The organism is Streptomyces sp. NPDC043878 (genome assembly GCF_056435735.1).
In genome coordinates, this window is sequence record NZ_JBWKDW010000024.1 from 118,085 (window position 1) to 144,237 (window position 26,153).

The following is a 26,153-nucleotide window of genomic DNA, read 5'->3' on the forward strand; positions in this document are numbered from 1 at the left end:
GACGGACCACGGGGTGCCCCTGGCGGCGTGCAGTACGTCGGCGAGCCGCAGCAGAACCGGCGGGCAGAGTGAACTGCCCGACGTCAGCGCGTCAGGGTGGCCGGCCAGTCACGGCCTCACCCGCAGGGACCTGAGAGGCGAAGGCGCACGCGGCTTCTTGGGTGAGTAGCGGCGGCTCCGTCCTCCCGTGACGGGAGGACGGAGCCGTTTCGCCGGGGAGCGGGGGCGGGGGGTCAGGCGTGGCGGCGGTTTCCGGTGATGACCCGGTACAGGGCCAGGAGGATGAGCGAGCCGATGATGGCTGCGATCCAGGTGGAGAGGTCGAAGAAGCCGTCGATGGAGTCGACGCCGAAGATGACCTTGCCGAGCCAGCCGCCGAGGAGACCTCCCGCGATACCGATGAGCATCGTGACGATGATGCCGCCCGGGTCCTTGCCGGGCATGAGCGCCTTGGCGATGATGCCCGCGAGCAGACCGATGAGTATCCAGGCGATGATGCCCATGATGTGTGTCTCCTACCTGGTCGTATAAAGACTGTGTCAGGACACCCGTGTGTTCCGTGTCGGCGAATTCAAACCCCCTGCACGCCTGGGGACTCCTGTCGAGGGTGTTCGCCGCATGTGAACCGGCTGGGCAGCGGGAGTTGGCGCGCAGGCGTGTGCACATGATCACGAGCCTGACGGGACAGCCCCGTGCTGTCCCGCAACCGGTGTGTCTCGGTGAGGTTCGCCGATGGCGTTGGGGGCGAGCGGGCACCGGGCGACAAAACCGGGTCGACGTAGATCGGTGCGGTAGTCGATCATGCGTTCATGCCTCTGAGGGAGACCCTTGCCCGAGTTGATGCCGACCTGGCTGCTGGTCGGGTTCCTGTCGCGCGCCAGCGTCTGCGCGGTCTCATCTCATCCTTTCCGCAGGACCTGACGCTCCGCCGTCGTCTGGCCGAGGTCTACCGGCTCTACGGCGAGGCGGCCGAGGCCGGACGCTGGATGTACCTCGCAGAGGACCGGAACGCTGATGAGACCGCCGCTTTCGAGGCGCGGTACGGGTCTCCCGGGTGCCGGATGAAGGCCCTCGCCTGGCACGGCCCCGAGGCGAAGGCGGCCACCGACTTCGCCAGGGGACAGCTGGTCGCGGTGCGGACCGCCTGCGCCGAGGCGTTGGGACACCCCGTCGACTGGGACGACCCCGCCTCCTGCCGAGGTGACCTGGAAGGCGAGCACGAGGCGCCCTTCGAGCCCTGGACGGCCGGCGGTGTGCTGGCGGGCGTCGGTTGCCTGGTGGCGGCCCTTCTGTTCCTCTCGATCTGGGTGAATGGACTCGTTGCCCTCTTCGACTGACTCTGGACCTTCCTGGAACTGCCGGGTCGGCGTTTGACGCGGTTGCGGACGCCGAGGAGGGCCAGGCATTGCACGGGTTCCCACCTCGCGGATCTGGTCCGTGGCGGCATCCACGCCTATGCGTCGTAGCCTCTGGTCCCTCTGCAGGAGGGTTGAGGACGGGTCCGCAGCGCACCGGCAGGAAAACTCCGCGCCCTGGGGCACGACCACCGCACACCGTTGAGGAAGACATGGGCGACGCACCCCCCGGGGACGACCCGGCCCAGGAGGTCCCGGCCGAAGGGATTCCCGCGCTACTGCTGCGTATGGTCCCGGAATCTGCCGAGTCCATCGCCGAGATGTTCCACAGACCCGCGGAAGCTGCCGTTCTGACCGAGGACGCGGCGGCGATGTTGTATGGACTGCTCGCCGGCTGCTTCACCGATCCGGTGCTGATGCCGCAGCTGAGGAGCGACAGCCCGGACACGGAACTGCTCAGCCGGTGCTGGGACTTCGTGGAGCGCGTCGTGGACCAGCCCACGCAGCACGTCAGAGGCGCCGTCTATTTCGCGGTGCTGGATCAGCTCCTGATCGACAGCGGCCTGGTGGAGGCCGCCTGGCCCTGCATGAAGGGCCGGACGCGGGCGCGGACCTTGCGCATGCTGGACGGCTACGACGTACGCCTGCCCGGCATCAACTGGCGCTGAGGGAACTGCCGTCGCGACCACGGTGAAGCGGGGCCGCGGTGGGGGTGAGCCGCCTTTCGTCCCATGCTCACACAGGTGAGTGGACGGTTTGTGAGCCTTTGAGTGGATCTGGTGTCGCCTGATGGTGTGGCGGTGGGACGGAATCCGCAGGTCCGCGGTTGTTGATCGGGTGATGTGTTCGAGTGAGTGAACACAAGCCGTATCCGAGTGACTTGTCGGACGAGCAGTGGTCGTTGATCGAGCCGGTGATCACGGCGTGGAAGGACCGGCACCGCTCGGTCAGCGGCCACGCCGGCACGCTGCGCGGCTTCCATGCACACGTAGTTCATGACCGCGGAGTCCTACCCGCCGGACAGCTGCGGGGCGAGCAGGTCGTACCAGGCAGGCGAGATCAGGGGCCTTCAGGAGGCGGTGGGCGGAACGCGCGGGCATGAGGACTCCAACAGGACGGTGCGGCGAGGTGGCGCGAGGGAGTGGGCGTGCGGGAGCTCGGCACACCGCGTTCAGGAGGGGACGTGCTCGAGGTCGGGATGCTTGGGGGAAGCTGTTGGGCCGCCCGTCCGAGCCGGATCTCCTCGCGTTCGCGGCGGGGCCGGCCGAGCCGGAATACCCAGCGGTGTGCGCCGCGGTGACGGACGTGGCGCGTGCCGACCGCGGCCAGGGCCTCGTGCAGCCGGATGGCCGGGTCGGCGCCGGGGCGCGGCCGCGGAACTCCGAGCGCGATGAGCTGCTCCTGGGGGTACCAGTGGCCCTGTTCCCGGCGGCGGATCTTCTGCGTGGTACGGGAGAAGCGCGCGGGTTCGCAGGTTCTTGCAAGCCCAAGACGCGGAACCCGCACGCAATCCTGCGGCTTGCGCAGTTGTGCGTAGGGGTTCCGGCGTGCGCAGGTGCGTCGAGGCTGAGTCAGAAGCCGTCCGGTCCGGGCGGCGGGGGCTTGATCATGCGCTGGCGTCGGGGCTGAGGTAGTGGACCGCGGTGTGCTCAGCGTGCGGTGCGAGCAGTTCCTGCAGTTCGCCGGCGGCGGTCTTGAGCAGGTGGCCATCGCGGGTGGCGTGGAGGGTTTCGAGGACGAAGGCGACGCGGGTGGAGTCTTCGGTGACGCGGGTGCGGTGGGCGTCGCGGTGGTTCCAGTGGCGGGTCAGCACGTCGGTGGTGTCGGTGTAGATGATCTCGCCGGCCTTGGGATGCTCGGTGGTGTCCGGTTCGCCGAGCGGGGTGAAGGTCTCGGTGCCCTCGGCATGGCGGATGAGGACGTCGCCGGTGACGTGGTCGAGGTCGAAGGCGCCGGCGGGCAGGCCGTGGCGGACGGAGACGGCGTTGTAGGAGTCGACGGCCGGGTTGATCCGGGGCAGCGTCCCCTTCTTGGCGAGACGACGGCCGAGGGCGTCGACGCTGGGGCGGATACGGCGGGGGTTGGTGCCGAAGGAGCGGTAGGCGGTGTGCCATGCCTCGATGCGCGGGTCACCCTAGCCGGCGGGCTGCCACGTGCCGGCGGCGAGCTCCCGCTCCAGGTCGTCGAGTGCGGCGGCGGTATGGGGCCAGGGCTCGCGGCCGCGCAGGCCGGTGGCGGTGACGATGGCGATGAGGGTGTCGGGGAAGGCGTCGGTGACAGCCGGGCTGATGCGGAAGGTGGTCATCGCGAGGGAATCCGTTCCGGGAAGGCAGGCTGGGGTGGCGGGGTCAGGATTTCCACGACCCGGTGGCGTTCAGGCGGCGCATCTGCTGGGCAGCGGTGGGCGCGTCCAGTCCTGTGCCGCGTTCGGTGAGCCGGCGGGCAGTGTCAGCGCGCTGCTCGACGGGCTTGTGGTCGTCGTACGTGAACTTCGCCCGGACCTCGGTGACGTCCAGGCGCAGGCCGCGGATGCCGGGCAGCATCCGCCCGTAAGGGGGTTGGTCGACCTCAATGGGGGAGTGGTCGCCGTCGGGCAAAGCGCCCCTTCGGCGAGAGCTTTACACCTTGTCACCGCTGACGTGACCGGGCCGGGTACGGAACTGCTCGCTCTACGGCGAATACTGCAACCCTCGAATACCGACACTCCACCAGTGCCTCTACGCGGGCGACGACCCGGCGGAGCTCATCCCCCGCATCCCGCGCGCCATCCACACCCACGCCGTCTTCTTACGGCACCCGCACCCTTGTGCAGAGTCGGTCAGTGACCAGCTGAGTGAGCGGCATGTCAGAGCGGTTGGCCTATTGCCTCCGTAGGGCACGGGCACTCCTACCCGGCAGACGTGCCGAGTGGGGGCCCGTGTGGATCCGTGTACGGCGCCCCGCCGGATCACCGGCGGGGCGCAACGCGGCAGTATCGGCTGCAGATTTCCTGAAGGCAATGATCAGCGTTTCGGGGTGATCGGCGCCCTGCCCAGGTGCCGTCCGTGGTGGTGTAGCCATAGCCCGCCCCCAGGAACTCCTGGCCGACTGACTGCGGGCGGCCCGCCCGTGGCGCTCAGTTCGGGTCGGAGTGCCCACCGGTCACCACGTCGACGGCGTGGCGACGGTGTGCGGCGAAGAGGTCGAGGGCAGTTTCGGTGTCGCGGGAGCGCAGCGCGGTCACGAGCCCGTGGTGTTCGCGCGGGATGCAGCCGAGGTACCCGTCGGTGCTGAGGTTGATCCGGGTCAGCAGGAATAGGTGGACCTGGCACCGGATGCCGTCCCAGGCGTCGGCGAGGCGCTGGTGGCCGGCGGCGGCGAAGACGGCGTCGTGGAAGGCGATGTCCAGTCGCACCATCTCGTGGGCGTCCGTGACGTGCTTCATGACCTCGGCTGCCTTGGCGAGCGACGCGAGGTCCTCGTCCGAGGCGCGCGTGATCACTTGGCGGACAGCCAGGTCCTCCAGTGCGCCACGCAGGCTGTCGAGCTCCGCGACATCCTCAGCAGACACCGTCGTCACTGTCGTCCCGCGGTGCCACGCGCAGTGGACCAGTCCCTCACCTTCCAGTACCCGCAGTGCTTCCCGTACCGGGCCGCGGCTGACGTCCATCGTGGCGGACAGTTCCACCTCTCGGAGCTGGGCGCCGGGGGCGTAGACCCCGCTGAAGATGGCCTCCCGGATCCGGTCCGCGACCTCGTCTGACAGGCCACGGCGGCGGGCCGGGGACACCTTGCCCTGATCACTCATGTCTGATTTGCACCTCCTCGGACTACGTCTTAATGTTAACATCAGCATGTTGTCTCATTGTTAACATTAGGACAACGAGGTTGGCCCACTCTCGGAAAGGCAATGCCGTGACTGTCCTCAACTCTCCGATCCCCCGGTTCCACCTGGCCGTGCCGGTCGATGACCTGTCCGCTGCGCGTCGTTTCTACGGCGATGTGCTGGGGCTGGAGCAGGGCCGCAGCGCCGACACCTGGGTGGACTGGAATCTGCACGGCCACCAGTTCGTCACGCACCTGGCACCGGAGCGCGCGCAGCGCATACACAACCCGGTCGACGGTCACGACGTCCCGGTACCGCACTTCGGGGTGATCCTGACGATCCCCGGGTTCCAGGGCCTCGCCGACCGGCTGCGTGCGGCGGGCACCGAGTTCGTCATCGAGCCCTACGTCCGCTTCGAGGGCCAGCAGGGCGAGCAGCACACGATGTTCCTCCTCGACCCGGCCGGCAACGCCCTGGAGTTCAAAGCGTTCGCCGACGACTCCCAGGTGTTCGCCGCCTGACCGGCGGCCACAGCACCCCTTGCCACTCACCACTCGAAAGACGGGATGAGCTCATGAAGGTGTTCCAGATCGGCGCGGCGGGTGGAGTCGGCCGCCGCCTCACGCAACTCCTCGCCGCTCGCGGGGACTCGGTGACCGGCATGCATCGCGGGCCCGCTCAGGGCGAGAGTGTGGGAGAGGCCGGCGGGACACCGGTGATCGGTGATCTCATCGCCGACGCGGTCGACGACCTCGCGCAGAAGATGCGGGGCCATGACGCGGTGGTCTTCTCGGCCGGCGCGCACGGCACCGGCATGGACAAGACGACGCTGATCGACGGCAAGGGCCTTCAGAAGGCCGCCGACGCGGCCGTGCTTGCCGGGGTGTCGCGGTTCGTCCTGGTCTCGGTTTTCCCCGACGCGCTGCGCGGCGGCGAGGGCGGTGAGGGCTTCGAGCACTACATCAAGGTCAAGAAGAGTGCCGACGTGTATCTGACGCGCACGGATCTCGACTGGCTGATCGTCCGTCCCGGAACCCTGCTGGACACCCCCGGCAGCGGCCGGGTCACCGCCGGGTCCGCTGTCGAGTACGGCGACGTGCACCGCGACGATGTCGCCGCGTTCATCGACGCCGCCCTGCACGAGCCGCGCCTGAGCCGCGTCATCGTCGAGTTGACCTCCGGCGACACCCCCGTCGCGGACGCGGTCGCCCGCCTCGCTTCCTAATGCTGTTGTCAAGCAGCCGTAGTTAGCGGATGGGCCGCAGGTCGCGGCGCATCCGGGCCTGGTCGGCGATCACGTAGGCGTCGCGGGCGTCGGTCTTGCCCTCGCCGCGGTAGCCGTCGGACGCCCGGTTCACCAGACGGCCGGGCATGTAGAGGACCTCCTGGCCGTGGCTGACCAGCAGGGCCAGCAGCAGCGCGGGTTTCCCGCCGGTCATGTCGATGGCCCAGGTGACCTCACGGCCGTCGGCCAGGTCGAGGACGTCACCGATCAGCTTCAGCAGCTCGGGTTCGTCGTTGGCGACCCTCCGCGACAGCAGCGTCTTGCCGTCGGCGTCCACCGCGAGGCCGTGGTGATGGCCCTTGCCGCTGTCGATCCCCGCCCATATCCGGCTCATCGTGCTCCTGGCGTGTGTGTGCGTGCTGTTCGTGCCACGGACGACCTCGCCGGCATTGCTCTACGCAGCGGCTTGTTCGCACTTCCTAATCGGCGGCCGAGTCGTCGTGGGGTGCCGGGCGGCGAAGCGAGGCAAGCCACGAGACGGCAGCCGCCTGATAGCCATACCCAGCACCCCTGGGCGACCCAACCCTACGAATGGCTCGAACAACCCGATCAAGACGGTAGAGCCGTCTGAGCCCGGCACCCCATCCACCCCCGCACCCCCACCAGAGAAGGACAACCTCCATGACTGCGATCGATTCCTACAGCCACGGCGTCTCGGGCGAGAGCGAGTTCGGCTTCGCCCAGGCCATCAAGGTCGACCACACGATCTATGTCTCGGGCCAGCTCTCCCACGACGACGAGGGCAACTTCCTCCACGCCGGCGACTTCGAGGCCCAGAGCGAGCAGGTCTTCGCCAATTTCGAGAAGGTCCTCGCCCACTACGGCGCCACCCGCAACCAGGTCGCCTCCGAGACCCAGTACATCGTGGACCTGCCGAAGTACAACAACGCGATGGCGGCCGCCAACCTGGCCTACTTCGGCGACCACCGCCCCACCAGCAGCACCATCGGCGTGGCCCACCTGTTCTTCCCCGGCCAGCTCATCGAGACCAACTTCGTCCTCGACACCCGTCTGCCCGCCTGATGGCACAGGCGTACTGGAGCTCGGTCTTCACCAGCTCCGCAGACGAGACATGGGCCGTCGTCCGGCGGTTCAACGGCCTGCCCGACTGGCACCCGGCCATCCGGGCGAGCGAGATCACCGGAGGCGGCAACGGGCGCACCCCGGTGCGGTCCGCCTTCTCACCGGGGTGGACGGAAGCACCTACCGGGAACGGCTCGTGGCGCTGGACGACGCCGACCGGAAGCTGACGTACGAAATCGTCGAGGCACCGCTGCCGGTCCGCGGATACCGCTCGACGCTGCACGTCCAGCCCGTCGCCGACAGCGGCGACGCCTTCCTCAGCTGGCACGCCACCTTCGATCCCGCCGAGGGCACCACCGCTCACCAAGCCGTCACGGTCCTCGAGACGGCCTACGCCTCGGCCATCGCGGGCCTCCACACGATCATCGCCTGACCTCCGACGGCAGCAGGACCCCGCGCTGTCATCGATCACCGACCACGAGAGAAGCACCCCCCGCATGAGTTCCCTGTTCACCCCCCTGACCCTGCGTTCCCTTCAGATACCCAACCGGGTGTGGATGTCGCCGATGTGCATGTACTCCGCCGCCTCCGAGGGTCCGGAGACCGGTGCGCCCACCGACTTCCACCTCACCCACCTGGCCTCCCGCGCCGCCGGCGGCGCCGGTCTGGTCATGGCCGAGGCCACCGGCGTCCGGCCCGACGGGCGCATCAGCCCCTGGGACCTGGGCCTGTGGAACGACCGCCAGCAGGAGGCGTTCACCCGCATCACCGCGGCCATCAAGGCCCACGGTGCCGTCCCGGCCATCCAGCTCGCCCACGCCGGCCGCAAGGCGTCGGTGGACAAGCCCTGGCTCTCCGACCGCTACCTTTCCGAGGAGGAGAACGGCTGGCAGCCCGTCGCTCCCAGTGCGATCGCGTACGACGGCCTTGCTGTCCCGCACGAGCTGACCGTGGAGGAGATCCAGCAGCTGGTACGGGACTTCGCCGACTCCGCGCGGCGCGCTCTGGCCGCCGGCTTCCAGGTCGCCGAGGTGCACGGCGCCCACGGCTACCTGATCAACTCCTTCCTCTCCCCGGCGTCCAACCACCGCACCGACGCCTACGGCGGCAGCTTCGAGAACCGCATCCGCTTCGCCCTGGAAGTCGTCGACGCCGTCCGCGCCGTGTGGCCCGAGGACCTGCCGGTCTTCTTCCGCGCCTCGGCCACCGACTGGCTGACCGAGAACCCAGAGGACGCCCGCGAGGGCTGGACCGGGGACGACACCGTCCGCCTCGCCAAGGAACTCCAGGCCCGCGGCGTCGACCTGCTCGACGTATCCACCGGCGGCATGGTCCGCGACGCCAAGATCGTCGCCGGACCGAACTACCAGGTGCCCTTCGCAGATCAGGCCCGCAACCAGGCCGGTATCACTACTGCTGCCGTCGGCATCATCACCGAGCCGCAGCAGGCCGAGGACATCCTCACCAGCGGGCAGGCCGACGCCGTCTTCCTCGGCCGCGAACTGCTCCGCAACCCCTACTGGGCCCAGCACGCCGCGCTCACACTCGGCACCGAGCCGACCTGGCCGGCCCAGTACGCGTACGTCGTCAAGCGCTGACCTCCCCACCCGTACAGCCTCCGCCGCGCTGCCCTCACCAGGGAAGGCGCGCTGAACCACCGCACCGGGAGACCCCCATGAACCACCTGAAGGACAAGGTCGTCGTCATCACCGGCGCCTCCTCCGGCATCGGCGCCGCCAGCGCCAAGGCCCTGGCCGCCCGCGGCGCCACGATCGTCGCCGCCGCCCGCGGCCAAGGGGGAGCGCATCGAGTGGATGCCGCCGGCGACCTACCGGTTCTGGCGGGATGTGGGGCTTCGGGGCTACGGCCCGGACGGGCTGCCTTCTGGGCCGGTTCCGCGGCCGGTGGGCGGCCCGCAACGCGACGTTCAGCGACCTCATGGTCCGCACGGGGCTGCGGCTGACCGAGCAGGCCAGTGTCACGGTCTTCGAAATCCCCACCAGCATCGCCCTGGGCGGATATCAGCGGTTCTGGCTGCCTGGGGTGATCGCGAAGAACTTCTCCGCCCGGTGGGTCTACGTTCCGCACAGCACCGTCCAGGAGGTGATCGCCGGATCTTGAAGTCCATCGCATCCCCGGAACTGGGGTGTTGCGACAACCACTAGAACGGAAGCGAACGCGCGGGGGTACGGGCCTTTTGGTGGGCACCCGCTACATGAGCACGTCACAGCCCTGCGTATGACAAATGTCCGGCCCCGCGGGTTACAGGACTCACTGTCGACGGCCCCGGCCGCGGTGTGAGACTGGGCTCGCATCGGCCAGTACACGGAGGGTAGCGATGAGGAACCGGACAGAGCGCGCACCCGAGTTGACTGCCCATCAGGGAGTGGACGAGGTGAGAGCTGTCGCTCTGCTCCTGCCCGGAGGCTCGGTCTCCAGCCATCGCAAGCCCATGAAGCTCGCCGCGTGGGGCATGCGGGCGTTGGCCGGGCAGCTCGCCGAGCGCGGGGGAGCGGACGGCATCGCCGTGCACATGCTCACCTACCGATTCCGTGGCTGGAACGGCGAGGAGGCCAGCACGGCGGCGGACGCCGAGTGGGCGCTGGAGGAGCTGCGACGACGCTACGGGGACGTCCCAGTGGCGCTGGTGGGCAACTCGCTCGGCGGTCGTGCGGCGTTCTGGGCCGCGGGTCACCCCCATGTGGTCAGCGTCGCCGGGATAGCGCCGTGGCTGCCGGGGCCCGACCCGGTGGAGCACCTGGCAGGCCGCAAGGTGCTGATCGTGCACGGCGACAAGGACCGCAGTGAGGCGAGTGCCGAGCAGTCCCTGGCCTACGCCGAGCGAGTCCGTGAGATCACCCCCGATGTCTGCAGGTTCGAAGTGGCAGGGGGCAACCACTACCTGCTCAGCCGGGCCGTCGATGTCTGGGCGGTCACTGCGGACTTCGTCCTGGGCACACTCTTCGGCCGCCCGCTCGATCCCGCCATCGTCCAGGCCATGGCCGCCGACGACGGCTTGCGGAAACCACTGGCCACGGGCTTCGGCCGCTGACCGGAAGACCGGAAGACCGGAAGACCGGAAGACCGGAAGACCGGAAGACCGGAAGACCGGAAGACCGGAAGACCGGAAGACCGGAAGACCGGAAGACCGGTCGCCCGGCCCCGGCGAGGACCGCCTCGACCAGTTGCGCGGCCGTCCTGGCCGCCCACCCGACCGTGCGGGTTTCCACCAAGGCCGGGTACTTCAGCGCGGCGACCGGCGCCGATGCGGTGAACGCCGGGGTTCTCACCGAGGACCAGGCGGTGGCCGGGCACAGCCTCGCCCCGCCGTACGTGCGCCGGCAGATGGGCCGCAACCGCGGGCAGCTCGGGCGCGAGCGGCTGGACCTGGTCCTGCTGCACAACCCGGAGCGCGCCCATCCCGGCGACCGCCGGCCCTGCACCGCGCGATGCGGGAGGCGTTCGTCGTCCTCGAGGAAGCCGTGGCAGCCGGGAACGTGGCCGGGTACGGCATCGCCACGTGGGCGGGCCTGGAAGAGGAAGCGTTCACGGTGGGGGAGCTGCTCGCCCTGGCCGCCGAAGCCGCGGGCGGCCGGCACCATCTGGTCGCGGTCCAGATGCCGGTGAGCCTGGTGATGATGACGCCGATCACGCAGGCCCTGCACGGCCGTGGCCCGCTCCCGGCCGCAGCCGGCGCGGGGCTGCGGCTGTCTGCCGGGATACACTCCCACGCTGGGGGAGTTTCTCTCCGGCGTGTGTCAAGGCGGCCGGCAGGTGGCTTGATGTGAAGGAGTCCGAGCGTGGATGCCCCACATGCGGTGGGCGGAACCGGCCCGGCGGTGCCCGGGAAGGTCGCGTTGGAGGTGAGCCCGTTGCCCGGCGGTCGTTCTGGTATACGCGCCCGCGGTGAGATCAGCGCCATGACGCGTCCCTCCTGGGAGCAGGCCCTGACGGAGCTGGCCCGGCAGCACGAGAGCGTGTCGTACGTGGAGCTGTCGGACGTGGTGTTCGTCGACGTGGCCGGAGTGAGCGCGCTGGCGGTCACTGCCATGAACCTGCCGGGCGGGCGGGTCGTGGTGGAGTATCCGCCGCCGCAGTTGCCACGGGTTTTGGAGATGTTCTGGCCGGGTCTGGACCGGATCGAGGTGGCGCTGTGATGAGCACGGTCACCACCCACGAGGCGTTCGTGCACCCTGCCCTGTTCTACCGCACCGAGCAGGAGTACACGCGGCAGACGGTGTCGTTCCTGCGCGAGGGCCTGGACAACGGCGAGCCGATGGCCGTCGCAGTGCCCGGCCCCAACCTGGAACTGATCAAGAGCGGGCTGGGCGCGGATGCCGAGGGCATCCTGTTCCTGGACATGACCGAGGCCGGCCGCAATCCCGGGCGGATCATCCCCAAGGTGCTGCGCGGATTCGCCGACGCACACCCGCGGGGTCGGGTACGGATCATCGGTGAACCGATCTGGGCCGGGCGCAGCACGGTGGAGTACCCAGCGTGCGCGCAGCACGAGGCCCTGATCAACGCCGCGTTCGAGGGCAGGGCGGTGACAATCCTGTGCCCGTACGACGAGGTGCGGCTGGATCCGCAGGTGATCGCCGATGCGCGGGTCACCCACCCGACCCTCATCAGCGGGGAGGGCCGTGAGTGGGCCAGCGACGTCTACGACTGGCAGGCGGTCGTCTCCCGCTACAACCAGGAGCTGCCGACGGTGCCGGACGCCGCGGTCTTCTCCTACGGCGGGGAGGACCTTCCGGCGGTCCGTCATTTCGCTCTGGCTCAGGCCGCGCGGCTGGGCCTGGCCGGTGAGCGGCTGATGGATGTGGAGCTGGCGGTCGCGGAGCTGACGACCAACAGCGTGGTGCACGGCGGAGGCCGTGGGACGCTCGCGGTCTGGGCCGAGCAGGAACAGCTCGTGATCGAGGTCCGTGATGCGGGCCGGCTTACTGATCCGCTGGCCGGCCGCCGCCCGCCGGAGCGCGGGCAGGTGGGCGGCCGGGGCTTGATGCTGGTCCACTACGTGTCCGATCTGGTGCGCGTGCACACCGGCGACGACGGGACGACGGTGCGCTTCTACCTCAGCCTGTAACCGCACAAGGGGGCGGCCCGCTTGTGCGGGCGGCCGCCTGCTGACGACCGTCGGCCCCGGGAAGGCCCGGCCCGCCCGGCCCGCGTGGACGCCGTGCAGGCCGGGCGGGAGAGGCGGTCTTAGCGCTGTGGGCGCCTGCGCGGCCTGGGCGAAGTGCATGAGGATCGCCTTTGAGCCGGCGGCGACTTCGTCGATGAGTTCGTAACCGCGGGGATCTTCCGGGTGGTTGCGGACCCAGGTCATGGCGTAGCTGATGATCTGGTTGATGTCGCTGGGGCGCAGGAAGATGGCGTCGCCGGTGTGGAGCCTCTCGGGAGACTTGTGCTGCCACAGCCGGTGGTACCGGCCTCCGACATCGGTGAATCCGAGATGGCGGTCGCCGTGCGGGCTGATCAGTGGGTGGTGAAGGGCAGATCGTTCGGGCCCGGCTGCCAGGGCTGTTCCTGCCGGCTCAACGCGTCCTGGCGTCGACGTTCGGTGATCACGACGCACCTGAGTCTGTCAGCGCCGGTCCCGGCCTCGCAGAGCTTCCCCTCAGCCCGGCGTCGCCGACTGCAACACCAGCCCCGGGCACTGAAACGCGGCCAGTGAAACACCGCAGCGCGTTTCACCCCTGACCTGTGGTGATGCCCCGGATAGAGGCTCCTGGTGCCCGTGTTGCATCTTGCGTTGCAGGCCCGCGTCCGCATCCGGGCGGAGCAGCCGGCCACCGGCAGCACGAGACCCCGGGACTCTTGAGGCCCGGGGCCCGGCGGAACGGGGAGTGGTCAGGGGTTGTCCCAGTCGGGAGCGCTTCCTTCGGAAGACGGTCCGAGGTTTTCGATTTCGTCGATAGCCCGGAATTCGATGTCGACCACGGTGGAGGCGAGTTCGTCCTTGCGCCACGTGGCGGGTGAGGTGTACGGCACCAGGCCGCCCGCGCGGCGAGGCGCCGCTTGCGGTGTTGAAGCAGGAGCCGGCCGAGGGACCAGTGGCGCACGGTTGGCCAGACCAGACCAGACCAGACCAGACCAGACCAGACCAGACCGGCACGGTCTACCGCTGGAAACGTCGAGTGCCTCCTGCGGATACCTCTTTCGTCCCAGAGTCCCACGTCGGGAGCGCCCCGGACTGTCAGCACGCGGCACCGGGCGGTGTGCGACGTCCCGCTCACAGAACGTGCGCTCCGGCCCGTAGCCAGAGGGGCGCGGTGGCCAGGGGAAGCTCGACACGGTGCCAGACCGGACCGGCGACCGGGCCCGCGGAGCCCGTGTACGGCAGCCATTCCCCCGGCGGGAACCAGACCTGTCTCCGCCCTCCCGGCGCGTACAGCGGGGCGACCAGCAGGTCGGGGCCCAGCAGGTACTGGAGGTCGGCGGCATGGGCGTCCGGGCGGTCGGGGTGGTCCAGGGCCATGGGGCGGGCGAGCGGCTCGCCGGTGTGGACCGCGTCGGCGGCGGCCGAGTGGATGTACGGCAGCAGGCTCGTGCGCAGGCGGGCCGCGTGCAGGACGGCCGCGTACGCCTGCTCGCCGAAGTCCCAGGGCTGCCGGGACGTCATGCCGTGAAACCGGCTGAGCGGTGACAGCAGGCCGAACTGGGCCCAGCGGACGAAGAGTTCGGGATCCGGTGTGCCGTGGAAGCCGCCGATGTCATGGCTCCAGAAGGGGTGACCGGAGAAGGAGAGCGCCAGGCCCGCGCGCAGGGTGGACGCCAGGTCCTGCCAGCTCGCGTTGGAGTCGCCGGTCCACTTGGCGCCGTGCCGCTGGCCGCCGGTCCAGGTCGAGCGGCCCCAGGTCAGGCCGTGGCCCGCGACTTCCCGGGTGACCCCGGCGACCAGGTCGTTGAAGAGGAGGGGGTAGAGGTTGTGCAGCCGGTCGCCGGTCATGCCGTCGTACCCGACCACCTCCACGGGGACCGCCTCGCCGAAGTCGGTCTTCAGGACCGAGACCCCGGTGGCCAGTACTTGGCGGACGCGGCCCCGGAACCAGTCGGCGGCGCCGGGGTGGGTCAGGTCGAGGACGGCCGAGTCCGGGTGCGCGCCGCCCCAGACCTGCCCGATCCAGCTGGCGTCCGAAGCGGTGCGCAGGAACCAGCCGTTGCGGTCCGCCTCGGTGAAGTAGGGGCTGTCGACGCTGAGGTACGGGTTCATCCAGAGCGAGACGTGGAAGCCCTGTCCGGCCAGGTCGGTCATCAGCCCGCGCGGATCCGGGAACGCCTCGGCGTCCCACTCCATGTCCGACCAGCAGCCGTGTCGCTGCCAGTACGTGTCGATGTGCAACACCTCGCAGGGGAAGCCCAGTTCACGGACACGGCGGGCGCGCTCGCGTACGTCGGCCGCGCTGTCCCGGCGGAAGCCGCCGGAGATCCAGGGGGCGAAGGCCCACTCCGGGGGCAGCAGGGCGGGGCCGGTCAGGTCACGGTAGGTGCGCAGGCACTCGGCGGGGGTGCCGGTGATCAGGTAGTAGTCGAGCGCCTCGTCGGGGACCGTCAGCGACCAGGCGCCGGTGTTGCTGTGGGCGAGGTCGAAGGAGGCCGCGGTGGTGGTGTCCACCAGGACGGCGTAGCCCCGGCTGGAGAGCAGGAAGGGGACCGCCTTGTAGGAGCGGGTGCCGGTCGAGCCCTGGGCGTCCTCGACCCAGCAGTCGACCCGTTGGCCGCGCAGGTCGGGGCCGGTGAAGCGTTCGCCGAGGCCGTAGAAGTGCTCGTCGGGTTCGGTGATCCAGCTGTCGTGGTAGGCCAGTTGACCGTCAGCGAGTTCGGTGACACCGAGGGGCAGCACGGTCGTACGGTCGCTGGGGTCGCGCACGTCGGTGGCCTGACACAGGTGACACCCTGTCAGCTCCATGGCCAGGGGCGCCAGACGGACTTCCAGTACCAGTGTGTCGAGGTGGAGGGTGAGCGTGTCCGGTGACCGCTCGACCGTGCAGCCGGTGTCCGTCGGTGCGGTGACGACAAAGACCCGGTGCGCCTTCGGCACCTCATCCAACCGCAGTGTGATCCGCAGGGAGTTGCCGGTCGCGGGGCGCAGGCGGAGGGTGCCGGTACGTCCGGCCGCTGTGCGTACGCCGAGGGTCACGCCGTCCTTGCCCGTGTGGGCGACGCAAGCGTCGGCCAGGGGATCCAGCGCGGCCGGGTGCATGGGCGGAGGTGGTGCCACCCAGGGTGTGCTGTCACGGGGATGCATGGCGATCAGCCCCTCACGCTGCCCGCGGTGAGCCCGCCGACGACGAAGCGCTGGAAGACGGCGAAGACGCAGACCACCGGGATGCTGATGAGGGTGGCGGTGGCCATCAGGGCCCCCCACGACGTCCCGTGCTGTCCGATGAAGGAGTTGAGCAGGACGGTGACGGGCTGGACGTCCGGTCCCTGGGCGAGCGTGAGGCCGAACAGGAACTCGCCCCAGCCGATCAGGAAGGACAGTCCGGCCGCCGCGACCACACCGGGCACCATGAGCGGCAGGACAATCCGCCGCAGCACCCCCGGCAGTCCGCAGCCGTCGACCAGGGCCGCCTCCTCCAGCTCCGGGGAGACTCCGCGCATCACGGGACGCAGCACGATCACCGTGAAGGGCAGCGTCAGCGTCGTGTCGGCCGCGATCAGACCGAGGTGGGTGTCGGTGAGGCCGGCCCGGCGTTCGAGGATGAACAGCGGGGCCGCCAGCACGATGGCGGGCGGGAGCTGGGCGACGAGAAGCGCGAGCACCATCACGCCCGAGCCGCGCATCCGGGCCCGGGCGAGCGCGTAGGCGAGGGGGACGCCGAGCAGCAGGGTGAGCGCGACCACCCCACTGGAGATGACCAGGCTGTTGAGCAGGGCTCGGGGCAGTCCCTCGTAGCCCAGGGCCGTAGCGTAGTTCTCGCCGGTGACGGGGCTGGGCGCCCACTGCGGGTTCGGCGCCTGGATGCGGTCCGGCCGGGTGAGGCTGGTCTTCACCATCCAGTACACCGGCAACAGGAAGGCGGCGGTGATCCCCGTGGCCGTCGCGGTCAGCAGCCACGGGTGGCGCGGTGTATTCATACGACACCTCCCGTCGGCGCCTCGTCCTCGCGGCGCAGCCGCCGTACGTACCGGACACCTGCCAGCAGCGGTACGGCGAGCAGCAACAGGCCCGCCGCCGCACCCTGTCCGAACCGGAAGAACGTGAAGAACACCTCGTAGACGTAGAGGGAGAGCACGCGGGTGGCGTCGACGGGGCCGCCGCCCGTCATCACGAAGACGAGGTCGAAGACCTTGAAGGTGTAGACGAGCCCGAGAAGCAGGACGGTCACCGAGACCGGCCGCATCAGCGGGAGGGTGAGATGGCGGAAGCGCTGCCAGGCGCTCGCGCCGTCGAGGGCGGCGGCCTCGTGGAGCTCGGGGTCGATGGTGTGCAGTCCGACCAGGAGCAGCAGCATGTTGAAGGGCACGCCGACCCAGACGTTGGCGAAGATCACCCCCGCCATGGAGGTGGACGGGTCGGTGAGCCAGTCGTGGGACAGGGCGTCCAGGCCGACCGCCTGGAACAGGGCGTTGTAGGCGCCGGAATCCGCGTCCAGCATCCAGCGGAAGAGGGTGCCGCTGACCACCGGTGGCAGCAGCCAGGCGACCAGCAGGAGTGAGCGCAGCAGTCCGTTGAAGGGGAACGGGCGGGCGAAGAGCAATGCCAGGGCGAAGCCGATCGTGAACTGGAGCGGCAGCGAGCCCAGGGTGAAGACCAGGGAGAGGCGTACCGAGTGCCAGAAGGCCGGGTCGCCGGTCACTGCCCGGTAGTTGTCCAGTCCGTTGAACCGCTCGGCTCCGCCCAGGAGTTGACTCAGGTCGACGTCATGGACGGAGGTCCACACGGTGTAGCCGAGCGGGTAGGCCAGGAAGAGGGCGAGGAAGGCCATGCCCGGCAGGCAGAACAGGTAGCCGGCGCGGCGGCGGCGCGCGGAGGGCGAGAGGGGCTGTTTCACTGCTCGCCCAGGGCTTTTTCGATCTTTCCGGTCGCGGTCTTCGCGGCGGCGGACGGCGATGCGGACCCGGCGAGCACGGCCTGCTCCGCCTCCGCGACGGCCTGTGAGGCCTCGGCGTAGTGGGCGCCGTACTGGCGTGGCCGGGCGAGGGGCAGTTGGCTGAGGAAGAGCCGCAGGGCCGGGTCGGAGGCCCAGCTGCCCCGACCGGCGAGGTCCTTGCGGGCGGGAAGTTCACCGAAGGACACCAGGTACGGGACCAGGACCGAGGGGCGCTGGGTGTGCTCCAGGACCTCCCACGCCTTGTCGGCGTGATTGCTGCTCGCCATCACGACCCAGTTCTCACCGCCCAGACAGGTGGCGGCCTCCTTGTCGCGGGGCAGGGCGACGACGTTCCAGTCGAAGTCCGCCTTCTCCAGGGTGGGGATCTGCCACGGGCCGTTGATCTGCATCGCGGCGCGCTGGTTGAGGAACCGGGTGTTGACGTCCTGCTGGGTCCAGCCCACGCACTGTTCGGAGAGGGAGCCCTTGGCGATCAGCTCGTCGAGGAAGGTCAGGGCGGTGGCGCCGTAGGTGCCGAAGGTGTCCAGGTCGCCGCCTGCCTGCCAGAGGAACGGCAGGAACTGGAAGACACCCTCCTCGGTCTTGATCGCGCTCAGCGCCAGGCCGTAGCGGTCCCCACTGGTCAGCTTCTGGGCGGCGGTGGCCAGTTCCCCCCAGGTGGTGGGGGGTTCCACGCCGGCGGACTTGAGCAGGCGGGTGTTGCAGTAAAGGGCGAGACAGTTGCTGTTGTTGGGGATGCCGAGGGTCTTTCCGCCGACCTGGCAGCCATCCCAGGGGCCTTTGTAGTAATGGTCGGCCTGGCCCCATTTCGCGACTCGGGCGGTGAGGTCGGCCAGTAGGCTGCTGCCGCCGAGGGTGTTCATGGCGACGTTGTCGACGATCGCGAGGTCGGGCAGGTCGCCTGAGATCGCGCCCAGGGTGATCTGCCGTTCCAGCTCCGCGAACGGGAAGCTCCGCCGCTCGATCCTGACATCCGGGACGCCGGCCTCGATGTCCTTGATCAGGCGGTTCATTCCGGGCTGGAAGTTGTCCAGGGTGAAGTAGTCCCACCAGCTGAGCGTCACCGGGCCCGACTCGGCCGAGCTGCAGGAGGTCAGGGCTCCGCCGACGCCGAGGGCGGCAGCCGCCGCGGTCGCGCCCGAGGTGCGCAGGAAGCCGCGGCGGTCGAGGGGGTACGACATCTTCTGCTCCCGGGGTTCGGTGATCGGGGCGATCAGGGGCACAGAAACCGACGTATCAGAAATCCAGGTCGAAATCGGGGAAATCGGGGAGACCGCCCTCGGGTTCCGAGCCCGGTACCGGCTGGCAGCGCCCCGTGCTCGCGCGCAGGGTGATCAGGGGTTTCAGCAGGACGTGCCGGGGAGGCGCGTCGGGTGAGCGCAGCCGCCGCACCATCAGGTCGACGGCGACCCGGCTCATCTCCTTGGCGGGTATCTCGGCCGCGGTGAGCGGCGGGTTCACCTGTTCGGCCCAGGGGCTGGCCGCGACGCCGACGACGGAGAAGTCACGCGGCACGCTGCGGCCGTGCCGGGTGAGTCCGCGGTAGACGCCTTCCAGGGCCGCTTCGTTCAGGGTGACCAGCGAGGTCGTCGCCGGGTCGTCGTCCAGGATCCGCTCCACGACCTCCTCTCCCGAGGCGAGATCGTCGCCGCAGAGGTAGGCGTGCGGGGTGAGCAGCAGCTTCTTCATCATCTCGGTGTAGCCCTCGTCCCCGAGGCGGGCGAAGCCGTAGCCGCTGTTGAACAGTTGTTCCGACCGGTTGACGAAGGCGATTCTGCGGTGGCCGAGGTCGGCGAGGTGCTGGACGCAGCCGCCGGCCAGTCCGGCGAAGTCCAGGTCGACCCAGCCGGCCACGTCGGCCCGGTGGTTGCGGCCGATGGCCACGAAGGGGAAGCCCGCCTCGGCCAGCCGCTCGACCCGGTCGTCCTCCCGGCGGATCTCCATGGCGATCACGCCGTCGACCCGCCGGTCGTCGATCATTCGCGGGAACGAGGGATCGTCGTGGGTGCCTGCGGGCGCGAGCAGCAGGTCGTAGCCGTGCTCGGCGGCGGCCTCGGCCACTCCGCCGACGAAGGCGAGCTGCATGGTGGTGTAGTCGCCCAGGCGGCCGGCGGGCGGGTAGAGGAGACCCAGCGTGTGCGTGCCACCACCGGAGCCGTCGCTTCTGGTGTGCTGTGCCATGGTCAGCCGGCCGGGAGGGACTGTTCGGCCCAGATCGTCTTGCCGAGGGGGGTCTGGCGGGTGCCCCAGCCCTGGGTGAGCTGGGCGACCATGTGCAGCCCGCGGCCGCCCTCGTCGTAGGTGCGGGCGCGGCGCAGGTGCGGGGCGGTGTTGCTGGCGTCGGAGACCTCGCAGATCAGGGTCCGGTCGCGGATCAGCCGCAGGCCGATCGGTACGGCGCCGTAGCGGATGGCGTTGGTGACCAGTTCACTCACCACGAGTTCCGTGACGAACGCGGCCTCCCCCAGCCCCCACGCGGCGAGCTGACGGGCGGCCTGGGCCCGGGCGTCAGCCACGATCGCCGGGTCGGAGGGCAGGGACCAGGCGGCGACCTGGTCGGCGTGCAGGGCGCGGGTGCGGGCGAGGAGCAGGGCCACGTCGTCGGACGGGCTCGCGGGCAGCAGGGCCTTGAGGATGGTGTCGCAGGTGGCTTCCAGCGAGCAGACGGGGCCTGTGAGCGCCTCGCGGAGCCGGTCGAGCCCGGCGCCGACGTCACGGCCGCGCGCCTCGACCAGACCGTCGGTGCAGAAGGCCAGCAGACTGCCCTCGGGCAGCTCCAGCTCGGTGCACTCGAAGGGCAGTCCGCCGATGCCGAGCAACGGCCCCGGGGTCAGCTCGACCACGCGGGCCGTGCCGTCGGGGAGCAGGACGACGGGCGGGATGTGACCGGCGGTGGCGAAGGTGCACACGCGGGAGACGGGGTCGTAGACGGCGTACAGACAGGTCGCGCCGATCTCGCCGCTGACGACGTACGGCTCGTCGGGGGCGACGTCCTCATGGTCCGTGGCGAGGTGGGTGACCAGGTCGTCGAGGTGGGTGAGGAGTTCGTCCGGGGGCAGGTCGACGTCGGCGAGGGTGCGGACGGCGGTGCGCAGTCGGCCCATGGTGGCGGAGGCGTGGATGCCGTGTCCGACCACGTCCCCGACGACCAGGGCGACGCGGGTGCCCGACAGCGGCACGACGTCGAACCAGTCGCCGCCCACCCCCGCGCTCGTACCGGCGGGCAGATAGCGGTACGCCACCTCGACGGCCGCCTGTCTGGGCAGGTCCCGGGGCAGCAGACTGCGCTGGAGGGTGAGGGCGTTGGTGCGTTCGCGGGTGTAGCGGCGGGCGTTGTCGACGCCGACCGCGGCCCGGCCGGCGAGTTCCTCGGCCAGGATCAGGTCGTCCGGCTCGAAGGGCGGGGAGCCGTTGATACGGGCGAACACCGCGACGCCGAGGGTGATGCCCCGGGCGCGCAGCGGGGTGGCCATGAGGGAGTGGAATCCGTACGCCTCGTTGCGCGCGGTGCGGGTTTCGTGCCCGGCGAGCCAGCGGGCGAAGTCGGGGTCGGCCGCGCCGCTGAGCACCGGTTTCCCGTCGGCCAGACAGCGGGCGGGCGGCGAGAACGGGGGGTAGGTGTCCATCGTGCCGAGGTCGATGGCCGCCTCGGGCACACCCTCGGCCGCGGACTGGTGAGCGACCCTGCGGAGCACCACGGCCGCGTCGACCGGACCCGGCACCGGCTCCTCGCCGCGCAACACGGAGTCCAGCAGATCCACGCTGACGAAGTCGGCGAGCCGCGGGACGACGAGGTCGGCGAGCTCCTGGGCGGTGCGCGTCACGTTCAGCGTGGTGCCGACGCAGACGCCCGCCTCCTGCAACAGAGCCAGCCGCTGCCTTGCCGCGTGCTGGTCGCTGCTGTCGAACGCGGCGGTGCCCACGCCGACCACCTCGCCGGTGGCGGGGTCCCGGACGGGCCAGAGCTCGATGACCCAGGCGCGGTGGCGGGCGCAGGAGAGGGGGGCGGTGGGGGCGGCCGTGGTACCGGGGGCGCAGGTCGGCTCCGGTGCCAGGCACTCGTAGCGGATGGGGGTGCCTTCCTCGGCGACCTGACGGACGCACTGGAGGAAGCCGGCGTCGGCGGGGGCGGGGGCGTGCCGCTCACGTCCGGTTTCGGCAGGCACCTGGCCGGGTCCGGCCGTGCCGGTCTGTTCCCCGCCCTGCGCGACCGCGTTCCGGCGCCACGAGCCGGACTCCGCGGTGTGGGTGGAGAGCGCGATCGAGGCCTGGTCGAACGCCCACTCCGCCATGATCCGGTCGTGCTCCGCCCCGGCGGGTCCCGTGGTGACGGCCACGACGAAGGCCTGGGCGGAGCCGTCGCCGCCCAGGGACGGCTGGGCGTGCAGGGTCGCCTCGACGCGGTGGCCGTCCCGATGTCGCAGCGCCGCCGTGCCCCTCCATTCCTGGGAGCCGGTGAGGGAGAGCACGGTCACCTCGGGGGCTCCTTCACCGAGGAGCAGATCGGTGGCGGAGCGCCCTACGGCCTCCGGGGCGCGGTGGCCCAACAGCCGCCGGGCGCCCTCGCTCCATCCCGTGACTGTGCCGTCCAGGCCGAGGGTGACCGTCGCGCCATCGGATGACCACCCGTTGTGACCATTCCCTTGATCAAAAGTGGCCATTCTTGCTCTATTCGCGCGCTGGGGGCCTCACAGACCCAGGGTGCGCGCCGTACAGGAACCGGACAAGTCAGATCGAAGGACCATAGGTCCCCGGGCGTCAGACCTGCATCGCTGTGCGTCCCTTACAGCGCGGTACCCGGATCGCAGCATCCTTCACGCCTCGGATGCCGGCTCACTCCGGGCGTTCCTCGTCGCAGGTCGCGGCGGAACGCCGTCTCCGGCACCACCACCGGCCGCGCCGCCGCCTGCTGAAGCCGCGCGTCCAGGGCGAGGAGCCGGTCGTATGGGCGCACTGGCTTGTCGTCCTCGCCGATGGCCATCACACCCATCCGGGTGGTGTCGCCGAGCGGCACGGCTGGCCACCGTCCCCGGGCAGCCGATCGAAGAGATCGAGCAGCGCAAGCAGACCCCGCTGCTCGCCCTGGACTTCGTGTTCCGGCCGCAGGCGTCACTGGTCGTGCTGTGGGCTCTGGGGGATGCCAGGACACGCCGGGTCATCGAGCGGGCGCACAAGCGGGCCGTCGCCAAGACGCTGCGCCGGCCGGAGGATGAGGTCGCGGCGACCCGGTGGGCGTCCGGCCGTCAGCGCGCGAAGGCCCCGGCCCTGGTCGTCGCGGCGTTCCGGCACTACGACAACGGGAACGGAATTTCCCCTCCTGCACGAGCACTGCCTGATCCTGAACCGGGCGCAGCGCCAGGACGGCTCCTGGTACGCGTGGAGGTTCGCGTTTTCCGTGTCCTTTTCTCGCAGGCGATGTCCCTTGCCCGGTCTCAAGGACACGGAGGTGAGACGAACGGCTGGGGTTTGACCCCGCGAGACCGCAACGCTTCAGGCCGTCCCCGGACCCGCCGGGGGCGGGCTCACTCCCTGCACCGGCCCCGCCGCCAGGGCGTCCAGCTGCTCCTTCGACCACGAGAGCCTGCCGGCCCGCAGGTCTTCCACCACCGCGCGCACCCACTCCAGCTCCGCGGCCGTCACGGCACGCAGGTATTCGGTTTCCAGGCGGGTGATGCGCGGCAGGCCCTGCTCCGCCTCCGCCGCCATGGCCGCTTCCAGCCCGTCGAGCCTCTCCGCGAGGGCGTCGACCCGCCGCTCCAGTACGTCCGCCATCTCGTCGGACGTGAGCAGCAGAAGGTTCGAGAGGGCGGCCGGGAACTCCGGGAACTCCTCCTTGGGCGTGGTGAGCATCTCCTCCAGCCAGGCGCGGGCGGTCTCGCGCCCCGCGTCGGTGACCTCGTACACGGTCCGCTCGGGGTACTGCTGATCGCGCCCGGTCTCGCGGACCGCGATCAGCCCGTCGCCGTTGAGTCGCTCGATCGTGCGGTAGAGGCTCGCACGCTGCCTGACGTTGACGACCTGCTCCTTGCCCCAGTCCTTGACCAGCCGCTGGATGCCGTACGGATGCAGCGGCCTGTAGTGCAGCAGGGCCAGGACGGTCAGGGCGAGGGGGGAGCTGCGGGGAGCGGATGCGGTCATGGGCTCGATTCTAGCCTTGGGGCAACTAGTTGACGAGATACTAGTTTCACTGCAACTATCAACTCGTCCGTACGGCACCGCACAGAGAGGAACCACCGAGATGTCCCTCACCGAGCGCATCCACTCCGACCACGACCTCGTCAAGCACCTCGGCGACTGGACGGAGGCCGGCCGCTTCGAGGTCAAGGCCCGCCGCGGCGCCGCTGTCCTCGACCTTCGCTCCCCGGGCCTCCCCGACGACATCGAGATCCACCTCGACATGAACCGGGCCATGGTCAAGCTGCTCGTCGACGACGGCACCGCCGTCGATCACTGGAACCTGACGTGGACCGCCCGCGGCCGGATCAAGGACTCCCGGTCCCCGTCCGCCGACGACAGGGCGGCCGGCCGCCTTGTCCGTCTGTCCGGCTCTGCGACGAACAGCGAGATCCGCATCCACCGCGGCGGCATCGCGATCCTTTCGGCGATGTCCTCCCGCGCGTACGTCCAGGATCTGCGCCGCGCACACAAGAGCGGCGGCGTGCCGACGATCGGCGCCCCTTCGAGGGGGCACCAGTCATGACCCGCATCGGCAAAGCCCGCACCGCGCTCGTCATCGGCGGCGGTATCGCCGGCCCGGTCGCCGCGATGGCGCTCCGCCAGGCAGGTATCGAGGCCGCCGTCCACGAGGCGTACGACCACACGGCCGATGGGGCCGGAGGCGGCATGACCATCGCCCCGAATGGCCAGAACGCCCTCGAAGCGATCGGCGCGGGCGACCTCGTCCGCGCCATCGGCACCCCAGTCACCGCCATGGGGCTGCGGAGCTGGACGGGCAAGCACCTCGCGCGGTTCGCCCCGCCCTCCCGCCTCCCGTCCCTGCAGTTCGTCTGGCGCGCCGATCTCTACCGTGCGATCTACGACGAGGCGGAGCGCCGCTCCGTTCCCATCCACCACGGCAAGCGGCTGACCGGCACGACGGACACCGGCTCCGGCGTCACCGCGCACTTCGCGGACGGTACACAGGCGAGCGCCGACATCCTGATCGGCGCCGACGGCATCCGCTCCACGGTCCGCTCCCTGATCGACCCCGCCGCACCGCAGCCGAACTACGCCGGCCTGGTGTGCTTCGGAGCGCGGATGGACTGGTCAGGGATGCCCTCCACCGACGGCGTCATGTACATGTGCTTCGGCAAGCGCGCGTTTTTCGGCTACCAGATTTTCGAGGACTCCTCGGCGGTGTGGTTCGTGAACCTGCCCCACCGCGCCCCGATGACAGTTGCCGAGGCTCAGGCGATCGGCGCGGAGGAGTGGATGCGCACCCTGCGGACCGCCTTCGCCGACGACCGCACCCCTGCCCTCGAAATGATCAGCCGTACTGACGCCGGCCAACTCCTCATCACCGGCCCGATGGAGAACATGCCAAGGGTCGCGAACTGGACCCACTGCCGCATGACCCTGATCGGCGACGCGGCCCACGCCGCCTCGTCCAGCTCCGGACAGGGCGCCTCCATCGCCGCCGAAAGCGCCGTCGAACTTGCGCGCTGCCTGCGGGACCTGCCCTACGACCAGGCTTTCGCGGCGTACGAACAACTACGCCGACCCCGCGTCGAACGCATCATCAAGCTCGGCGCCCGCACGAACAGCAACAAGACCGCGGGCCCGGTCGGCCGCGCCCTGCGCGACCTCGTGATGCCGACGGCCATGAAGCTGATCAACCCGGAGAAGACGGCCTGGCAGTTCGACCACCACATCGACTGGGACGCGAAGGCAGCCCAGCTCACGTGAACTCCAGCCCGCCCGCCGGCAACGGGCTGCTGCCCGTGCACAGCCGCTTCCTATGTGTTGGGGCGGCCGGTGGGGGGTGGGCAGTCCGGCCTGGGGTGGGGGCCGTATCGGTGCTGCTCATCCGATGGCGGTCGGCGACGCCCTGTTGGCTCTGTTGCGTCCGGAGCGGGACCTGGCCTGGCTCGAGGGTGAGTCGGCCGTCGTCCTCGCGGCCGTGCAGGATGCGGTTGACGTCCCGGGCGGGCTGGGTGCCATTGGCTCCTATACGACGGAGGTGGCGCTGCCTGCGACGGGCGTCTGGTCCAACCCCGGCAGGGGCGGCGCCAGGCGGGCATCGTCATCACTGTGTCCGGGGACGGGGTGCCGCTGCTGTTCGTGGAGATCGACAACTGTTACGTGTCCCCACAAGTACTCGCCGCGAAGATCGGCGGGTATATGCGGTTGGGCCGGCGGAAGGTGGAGGATGCCGACGGCGGTGAGCGGCTGATGTGGTGCATCCGCTGGTGGGTGCCTGGTGGCCGTCACGGTGATCGGCCGTACTCGCCGCCTGGGTGCCTGATGGCCGTCACGGTGATCGGCCGTACTCGCCGCTGCTGCTGGTCTTCCACCGCGTCGGCCTGTGCAATCCGGGCGCCGTCATTGCGCTGGTGGCCGGACTGACCGGACGGCAGTGGCAGGGCACCGCGTACGAGGACGGCTTCCACTTGTATGACGGT

Annotated in this window: 26 protein-coding genes and 4 pseudogenes; 17 read left to right on the forward strand and 13 right to left on the reverse strand. The window is 70.1% G+C overall.

Annotation, left to right across the window (positions count from 1 at the left end):
• Positions 1-233: 233 nt before the first annotated feature.
• Positions 234-503 carry a GlsB/YeaQ/YmgE family stress response membrane protein gene (locus AC07AZ_RS29135; RefSeq protein ID WP_478852899.1) on the reverse strand — a complete coding sequence of 90 codons (270 nt, stop codon included), beginning with the start codon at positions 501-503 and terminating at the stop codon, positions 234-236.
• Between the two features lie 306 nt (positions 504-809).
• Here AC07AZ_RS29135 and AC07AZ_RS29140 point away from each other — a divergent pair, with 306 nt between their 5' ends.
• The 3 genes and pseudogenes from AC07AZ_RS29140 to AC07AZ_RS29150 form a co-directional block, all read left to right on the forward strand.
• Positions 810-1,337 carry a DUF6584 family protein gene (locus AC07AZ_RS29140; protein ID WP_478852901.1) on the forward strand — a complete coding sequence of 176 codons (528 nt, stop codon included), beginning with the start codon at positions 810-812 and terminating at the stop codon, positions 1,335-1,337.
• Between the two features lie 230 nt (positions 1,338-1,567).
• Positions 1,568-2,023, forward strand: a complete 456-nt coding sequence (locus AC07AZ_RS29145) for a hypothetical protein (protein WP_478852903.1) — start codon at positions 1,568-1,570, stop codon at positions 2,021-2,023.
• A gap of 182 nt (positions 2,024-2,205) precedes the next feature.
• A pseudogene (locus AC07AZ_RS29150) lies at positions 2,206-2,289 on the forward strand (transposase); the annotation flags it as partial.
• A gap of 672 nt (positions 2,290-2,961) precedes the next feature.
• Here the strand turns inward: AC07AZ_RS29150 and AC07AZ_RS29155 are convergent.
• The 3 genes and pseudogenes from AC07AZ_RS29155 to AC07AZ_RS29165 all read right to left on the reverse strand — a co-directional run bounded on the left by AC07AZ_RS29155 (position 2,962) and on the right by AC07AZ_RS29165 (position 5,142).
• Positions 2,962-3,660, reverse strand: a pseudogene (locus AC07AZ_RS29155) (B3/B4 domain-containing protein).
• Positions 3,661-3,703: 43 nt separating this feature from the next.
• Positions 3,704-3,952 (reverse strand): hypothetical protein, encoded by a 249-nt coding sequence (locus tag AC07AZ_RS29160; RefSeq protein ID WP_478852905.1) that lies wholly within the window; start codon positions 3,950-3,952, stop codon positions 3,704-3,706.
• Between the two features lie 518 nt (positions 3,953-4,470).
• Positions 4,471-5,142, reverse strand: coding sequence for a GntR family transcriptional regulator (locus AC07AZ_RS29165; RefSeq protein WP_478852907.1), 672 nt, complete (start codon positions 5,140-5,142; stop codon positions 4,471-4,473).
• A 107-nt stretch (positions 5,143-5,249) separates the two neighbouring features.
• On the opposite strand from AC07AZ_RS29165, the gene AC07AZ_RS29170 reads away from it, so the two are divergent.
• Entirely contained in the window at positions 5,250-5,681 is a 432-nt protein-coding gene (locus AC07AZ_RS29170; protein ID WP_478852909.1) for a VOC family protein, read from the forward strand.
• Between the two features lie 53 nt (positions 5,682-5,734).
• Complete coding sequence (locus tag AC07AZ_RS29175; RefSeq protein ID WP_478852911.1) at positions 5,735-6,385, forward strand: NAD(P)-binding oxidoreductase; 651 nt, start codon at positions 5,735-5,737, stop codon at positions 6,383-6,385.
• A gap of 25 nt (positions 6,386-6,410) precedes the next feature.
• Here the strand turns inward: AC07AZ_RS29175 and AC07AZ_RS29180 are convergent.
• A pseudogene (locus AC07AZ_RS29180) lies at positions 6,411-6,779 on the reverse strand (IS110 family transposase); the annotation flags it as partial.
• A gap of 287 nt (positions 6,780-7,066) precedes the next feature.
• Here AC07AZ_RS29180 and AC07AZ_RS29185 point away from each other — a divergent pair.
• From AC07AZ_RS29185 to AC07AZ_RS29225, 9 genes are all read left to right on the forward strand, one after another.
• Positions 7,067-7,468 carry a RidA family protein gene (locus tag AC07AZ_RS29185; RefSeq protein ID WP_478852913.1) on the forward strand — a complete coding sequence of 134 codons (402 nt, stop codon included), beginning with the start codon at positions 7,067-7,069 and terminating at the stop codon, positions 7,466-7,468.
• A 166-nt stretch (positions 7,469-7,634) separates the two neighbouring features.
• Positions 7,635-7,901: an SRPBCC family protein gene (locus AC07AZ_RS29190; protein ID WP_478852915.1), complete on the forward strand. Its 267-nt coding sequence runs from the start codon at positions 7,635-7,637 to the stop codon at positions 7,899-7,901.
• Between the two features lie 64 nt (positions 7,902-7,965).
• Complete coding sequence (locus tag AC07AZ_RS29195; RefSeq protein ID WP_478852917.1) at positions 7,966-9,066, forward strand: NADH:flavin oxidoreductase/NADH oxidase; 1,101 nt, start codon at positions 7,966-7,968, stop codon at positions 9,064-9,066.
• Positions 9,067-9,143: 77 nt separating this feature from the next.
• Entirely contained in the window at positions 9,144-9,431 is a 288-nt protein-coding gene (locus AC07AZ_RS29200) for an SDR family NAD(P)-dependent oxidoreductase (RefSeq protein WP_478852919.1), read from the forward strand.
• Entirely contained in the window at positions 9,407-9,589 is a 183-nt protein-coding gene (locus AC07AZ_RS29205; protein ID WP_478852921.1) for a hypothetical protein, read from the forward strand. Before AC07AZ_RS29200 ends, AC07AZ_RS29205 begins: the two co-directional genes overlap by 25 nt.
• Positions 9,590-9,863: 274 nt before the next feature.
• On the forward strand, positions 9,864-10,520 hold the full coding sequence (locus AC07AZ_RS29210; protein WP_478852923.1) for a dienelactone hydrolase family protein: 657 nt from the start codon (positions 9,864-9,866) through the stop codon (positions 10,518-10,520).
• A gap of 397 nt (positions 10,521-10,917) precedes the next feature.
• Positions 10,918-11,256, forward strand: coding sequence for a hypothetical protein (locus AC07AZ_RS29215; RefSeq protein ID WP_478852925.1), 339 nt, complete (start codon positions 10,918-10,920; stop codon positions 11,254-11,256).
• Positions 11,257-11,268: 12 nt separating this feature from the next.
• On the forward strand, positions 11,269-11,625 hold the full coding sequence (locus AC07AZ_RS29220; RefSeq protein ID WP_478852927.1) for an STAS domain-containing protein: 357 nt from the start codon (positions 11,269-11,271) through the stop codon (positions 11,623-11,625).
• Positions 11,625-12,557 (forward strand): anti-sigma factor RsbA family regulatory protein, encoded by a 933-nt coding sequence (locus AC07AZ_RS29225; protein WP_478852929.1) that lies wholly within the window; start codon positions 11,625-11,627, stop codon positions 12,555-12,557. The genes AC07AZ_RS29220 and AC07AZ_RS29225 overlap by 1 nt, the downstream gene beginning before the upstream one ends.
• 1,149 nt (positions 12,558-13,706) lie before the next feature.
• Here AC07AZ_RS29225 and AC07AZ_RS29230 read toward each other — a convergent pair.
• The 7 genes from AC07AZ_RS29230 to AC07AZ_RS29260 all read right to left on the reverse strand — a co-directional run bounded on the left by AC07AZ_RS29230 (position 13,707) and on the right by AC07AZ_RS29260 (position 22,546).
• Positions 13,707-15,695, reverse strand: a complete 1,989-nt coding sequence (locus AC07AZ_RS29230) for a TIM-barrel domain-containing protein (RefSeq protein WP_478852931.1) — start codon at positions 15,693-15,695, stop codon at positions 13,707-13,709.
• A gap of 32 nt (positions 15,696-15,727) precedes the next feature.
• Positions 15,728-16,555: a carbohydrate ABC transporter permease gene (locus AC07AZ_RS29235; RefSeq protein ID WP_478852933.1), complete on the reverse strand. Its 828-nt coding sequence runs from the start codon at positions 16,553-16,555 to the stop codon at positions 15,728-15,730.
• Complete coding sequence (locus tag AC07AZ_RS29240; protein ID WP_478852935.1) at positions 16,552-17,472, reverse strand: carbohydrate ABC transporter permease; 921 nt, start codon at positions 17,470-17,472, stop codon at positions 16,552-16,554. Before AC07AZ_RS29240 ends, AC07AZ_RS29235 begins: the two co-directional genes overlap by 4 nt.
• A complete protein-coding gene (locus AC07AZ_RS29245) occupies positions 17,469-18,755 on the reverse strand; it encodes an ABC transporter substrate-binding protein (RefSeq protein ID WP_478852937.1) in 1,287 nt (428 codons plus the stop codon). Before AC07AZ_RS29245 ends, AC07AZ_RS29240 begins: the two co-directional genes overlap by 4 nt.
• Positions 18,756-18,768: 13 nt before the next feature.
• On the reverse strand, positions 18,769-19,713 hold the full coding sequence (locus AC07AZ_RS29250; RefSeq protein WP_478852939.1) for a LacI family DNA-binding transcriptional regulator: 945 nt from the start codon (positions 19,711-19,713) through the stop codon (positions 18,769-18,771).
• A 2-nt stretch (positions 19,714-19,715) separates the two neighbouring features.
• Positions 19,716-22,193 (reverse strand): SpoIIE family protein phosphatase, encoded by a 2,478-nt coding sequence (locus AC07AZ_RS29255; protein ID WP_478852941.1) that lies wholly within the window; start codon positions 22,191-22,193, stop codon positions 19,716-19,718.
• A gap of 122 nt (positions 22,194-22,315) precedes the next feature.
• The gene (locus AC07AZ_RS29260; protein ID WP_478852943.1) at positions 22,316-22,546 is read right to left on the reverse strand and encodes a hypothetical protein; all 231 of its coding nucleotides are present in this window, start codon (positions 22,544-22,546) and stop codon (positions 22,316-22,318) included.
• Between AC07AZ_RS29260 and AC07AZ_RS29265 the strand changes: the two are divergent.
• Positions 22,477-22,770 (forward strand): annotated as a pseudogene (locus AC07AZ_RS29265) (relaxase domain-containing protein); the annotation flags it as partial. The gene AC07AZ_RS29260 and the pseudogene AC07AZ_RS29265 sit on opposite strands and share 70 nt — an antisense overlap.
• 252 nt (positions 22,771-23,022) lie before the next feature.
• On the opposite strand, the gene AC07AZ_RS29270 reads toward AC07AZ_RS29265, so the two are convergent.
• Positions 23,023-23,670: a PadR family transcriptional regulator gene (locus AC07AZ_RS29270; protein WP_478852945.1), complete on the reverse strand. Its 648-nt coding sequence runs from the start codon at positions 23,668-23,670 to the stop codon at positions 23,023-23,025.
• Between the two features lie 100 nt (positions 23,671-23,770).
• On the opposite strand from AC07AZ_RS29270, the gene AC07AZ_RS29275 reads away from it, so the two are divergent.
• Together AC07AZ_RS29275 and AC07AZ_RS29280 are read left to right on the forward strand one after the other, a co-directional pair.
• Positions 23,771-24,232: a hypothetical protein gene (locus tag AC07AZ_RS29275; protein WP_478852947.1), complete on the forward strand. Its 462-nt coding sequence runs from the start codon at positions 23,771-23,773 to the stop codon at positions 24,230-24,232.
• A complete protein-coding gene (locus AC07AZ_RS29280; protein ID WP_478852949.1) occupies positions 24,229-25,437 on the forward strand; it encodes an FAD-dependent oxidoreductase in 1,209 nt (402 codons plus the stop codon). Before AC07AZ_RS29275 ends, AC07AZ_RS29280 begins: the two co-directional genes overlap by 4 nt.
• Positions 25,438-26,153 lie beyond the last annotated feature (716 nt).

What these genes read in the sequence shown, in the direction of transcription:
- AC07AZ_RS29255 (WP_478852941.1), bottom strand. Translation starts at nt 22,193, where the DNA reads ATGGCCACTTTTGATCAAGGGAATGGTCACAACGGGTGGTCATCCGAT.
- AC07AZ_RS29195 (WP_478852917.1), top strand. Translation starts at nt 7,966, where the DNA reads ATGAGTTCCCTGTTCACCCCCCTGACCCTGCGTTCCCTTCAGATACCC.
- AC07AZ_RS29280 (WP_478852949.1), top strand. Translation starts at nt 24,229, where the DNA reads ATGACCCGCATCGGCAAAGCCCGCACCGCGCTCGTCATCGGCGGCGGT.
- AC07AZ_RS29165 (WP_478852907.1), bottom strand. Translation starts at nt 5,142, where the DNA reads ATGAGTGATCAGGGCAAGGTGTCCCCGGCCCGCCGCCGTGGCCTGTCA.
- AC07AZ_RS29135 (WP_478852899.1), bottom strand. Translation starts at nt 503, where the DNA reads ATGGGCATCATCGCCTGGATACTCATCGGTCTGCTCGCGGGCATCATC.
- AC07AZ_RS29225 (WP_478852929.1), top strand. Translation starts at nt 11,625, where the DNA reads ATGAGCACGGTCACCACCCACGAGGCGTTCGTGCACCCTGCCCTGTTC.
- AC07AZ_RS29175 (WP_478852911.1), top strand. Translation starts at nt 5,735, where the DNA reads ATGAAGGTGTTCCAGATCGGCGCGGCGGGTGGAGTCGGCCGCCGCCTC.
- AC07AZ_RS29250 (WP_478852939.1), bottom strand. Translation starts at nt 19,713, where the DNA reads ATGGCACAGCACACCAGAAGCGACGGCTCCGGTGGTGGCACGCACACG.
- AC07AZ_RS29235 (WP_478852933.1), bottom strand. Translation starts at nt 16,555, where the DNA reads ATGAATACACCGCGCCACCCGTGGCTGCTGACCGCGACGGCCACGGGG.
- AC07AZ_RS29270 (WP_478852945.1), bottom strand. Translation starts at nt 23,670, where the DNA reads ATGACCGCATCCGCTCCCCGCAGCTCCCCCCTCGCCCTGACCGTCCTG.
- AC07AZ_RS29185 (WP_478852913.1), top strand. Translation starts at nt 7,067, where the DNA reads ATGACTGCGATCGATTCCTACAGCCACGGCGTCTCGGGCGAGAGCGAG.
- AC07AZ_RS29215 (WP_478852925.1), top strand. Translation starts at nt 10,918, where the DNA reads ATGCGGGAGGCGTTCGTCGTCCTCGAGGAAGCCGTGGCAGCCGGGAAC.
- AC07AZ_RS29275 (WP_478852947.1), top strand. Translation starts at nt 23,771, where the DNA reads ATGTCCCTCACCGAGCGCATCCACTCCGACCACGACCTCGTCAAGCAC.
- AC07AZ_RS29200 (WP_478852919.1), top strand. Translation starts at nt 9,144, where the DNA reads ATGAACCACCTGAAGGACAAGGTCGTCGTCATCACCGGCGCCTCCTCC.
- AC07AZ_RS29205 (WP_478852921.1), top strand. Translation starts at nt 9,407, where the DNA reads ATGGTCCGCACGGGGCTGCGGCTGACCGAGCAGGCCAGTGTCACGGTC.
- AC07AZ_RS29140 (WP_478852901.1), top strand. Translation starts at nt 810, where the DNA reads ATGCCTCTGAGGGAGACCCTTGCCCGAGTTGATGCCGACCTGGCTGCT.
- AC07AZ_RS29145 (WP_478852903.1), top strand. Translation starts at nt 1,568, where the DNA reads ATGGGCGACGCACCCCCCGGGGACGACCCGGCCCAGGAGGTCCCGGCC.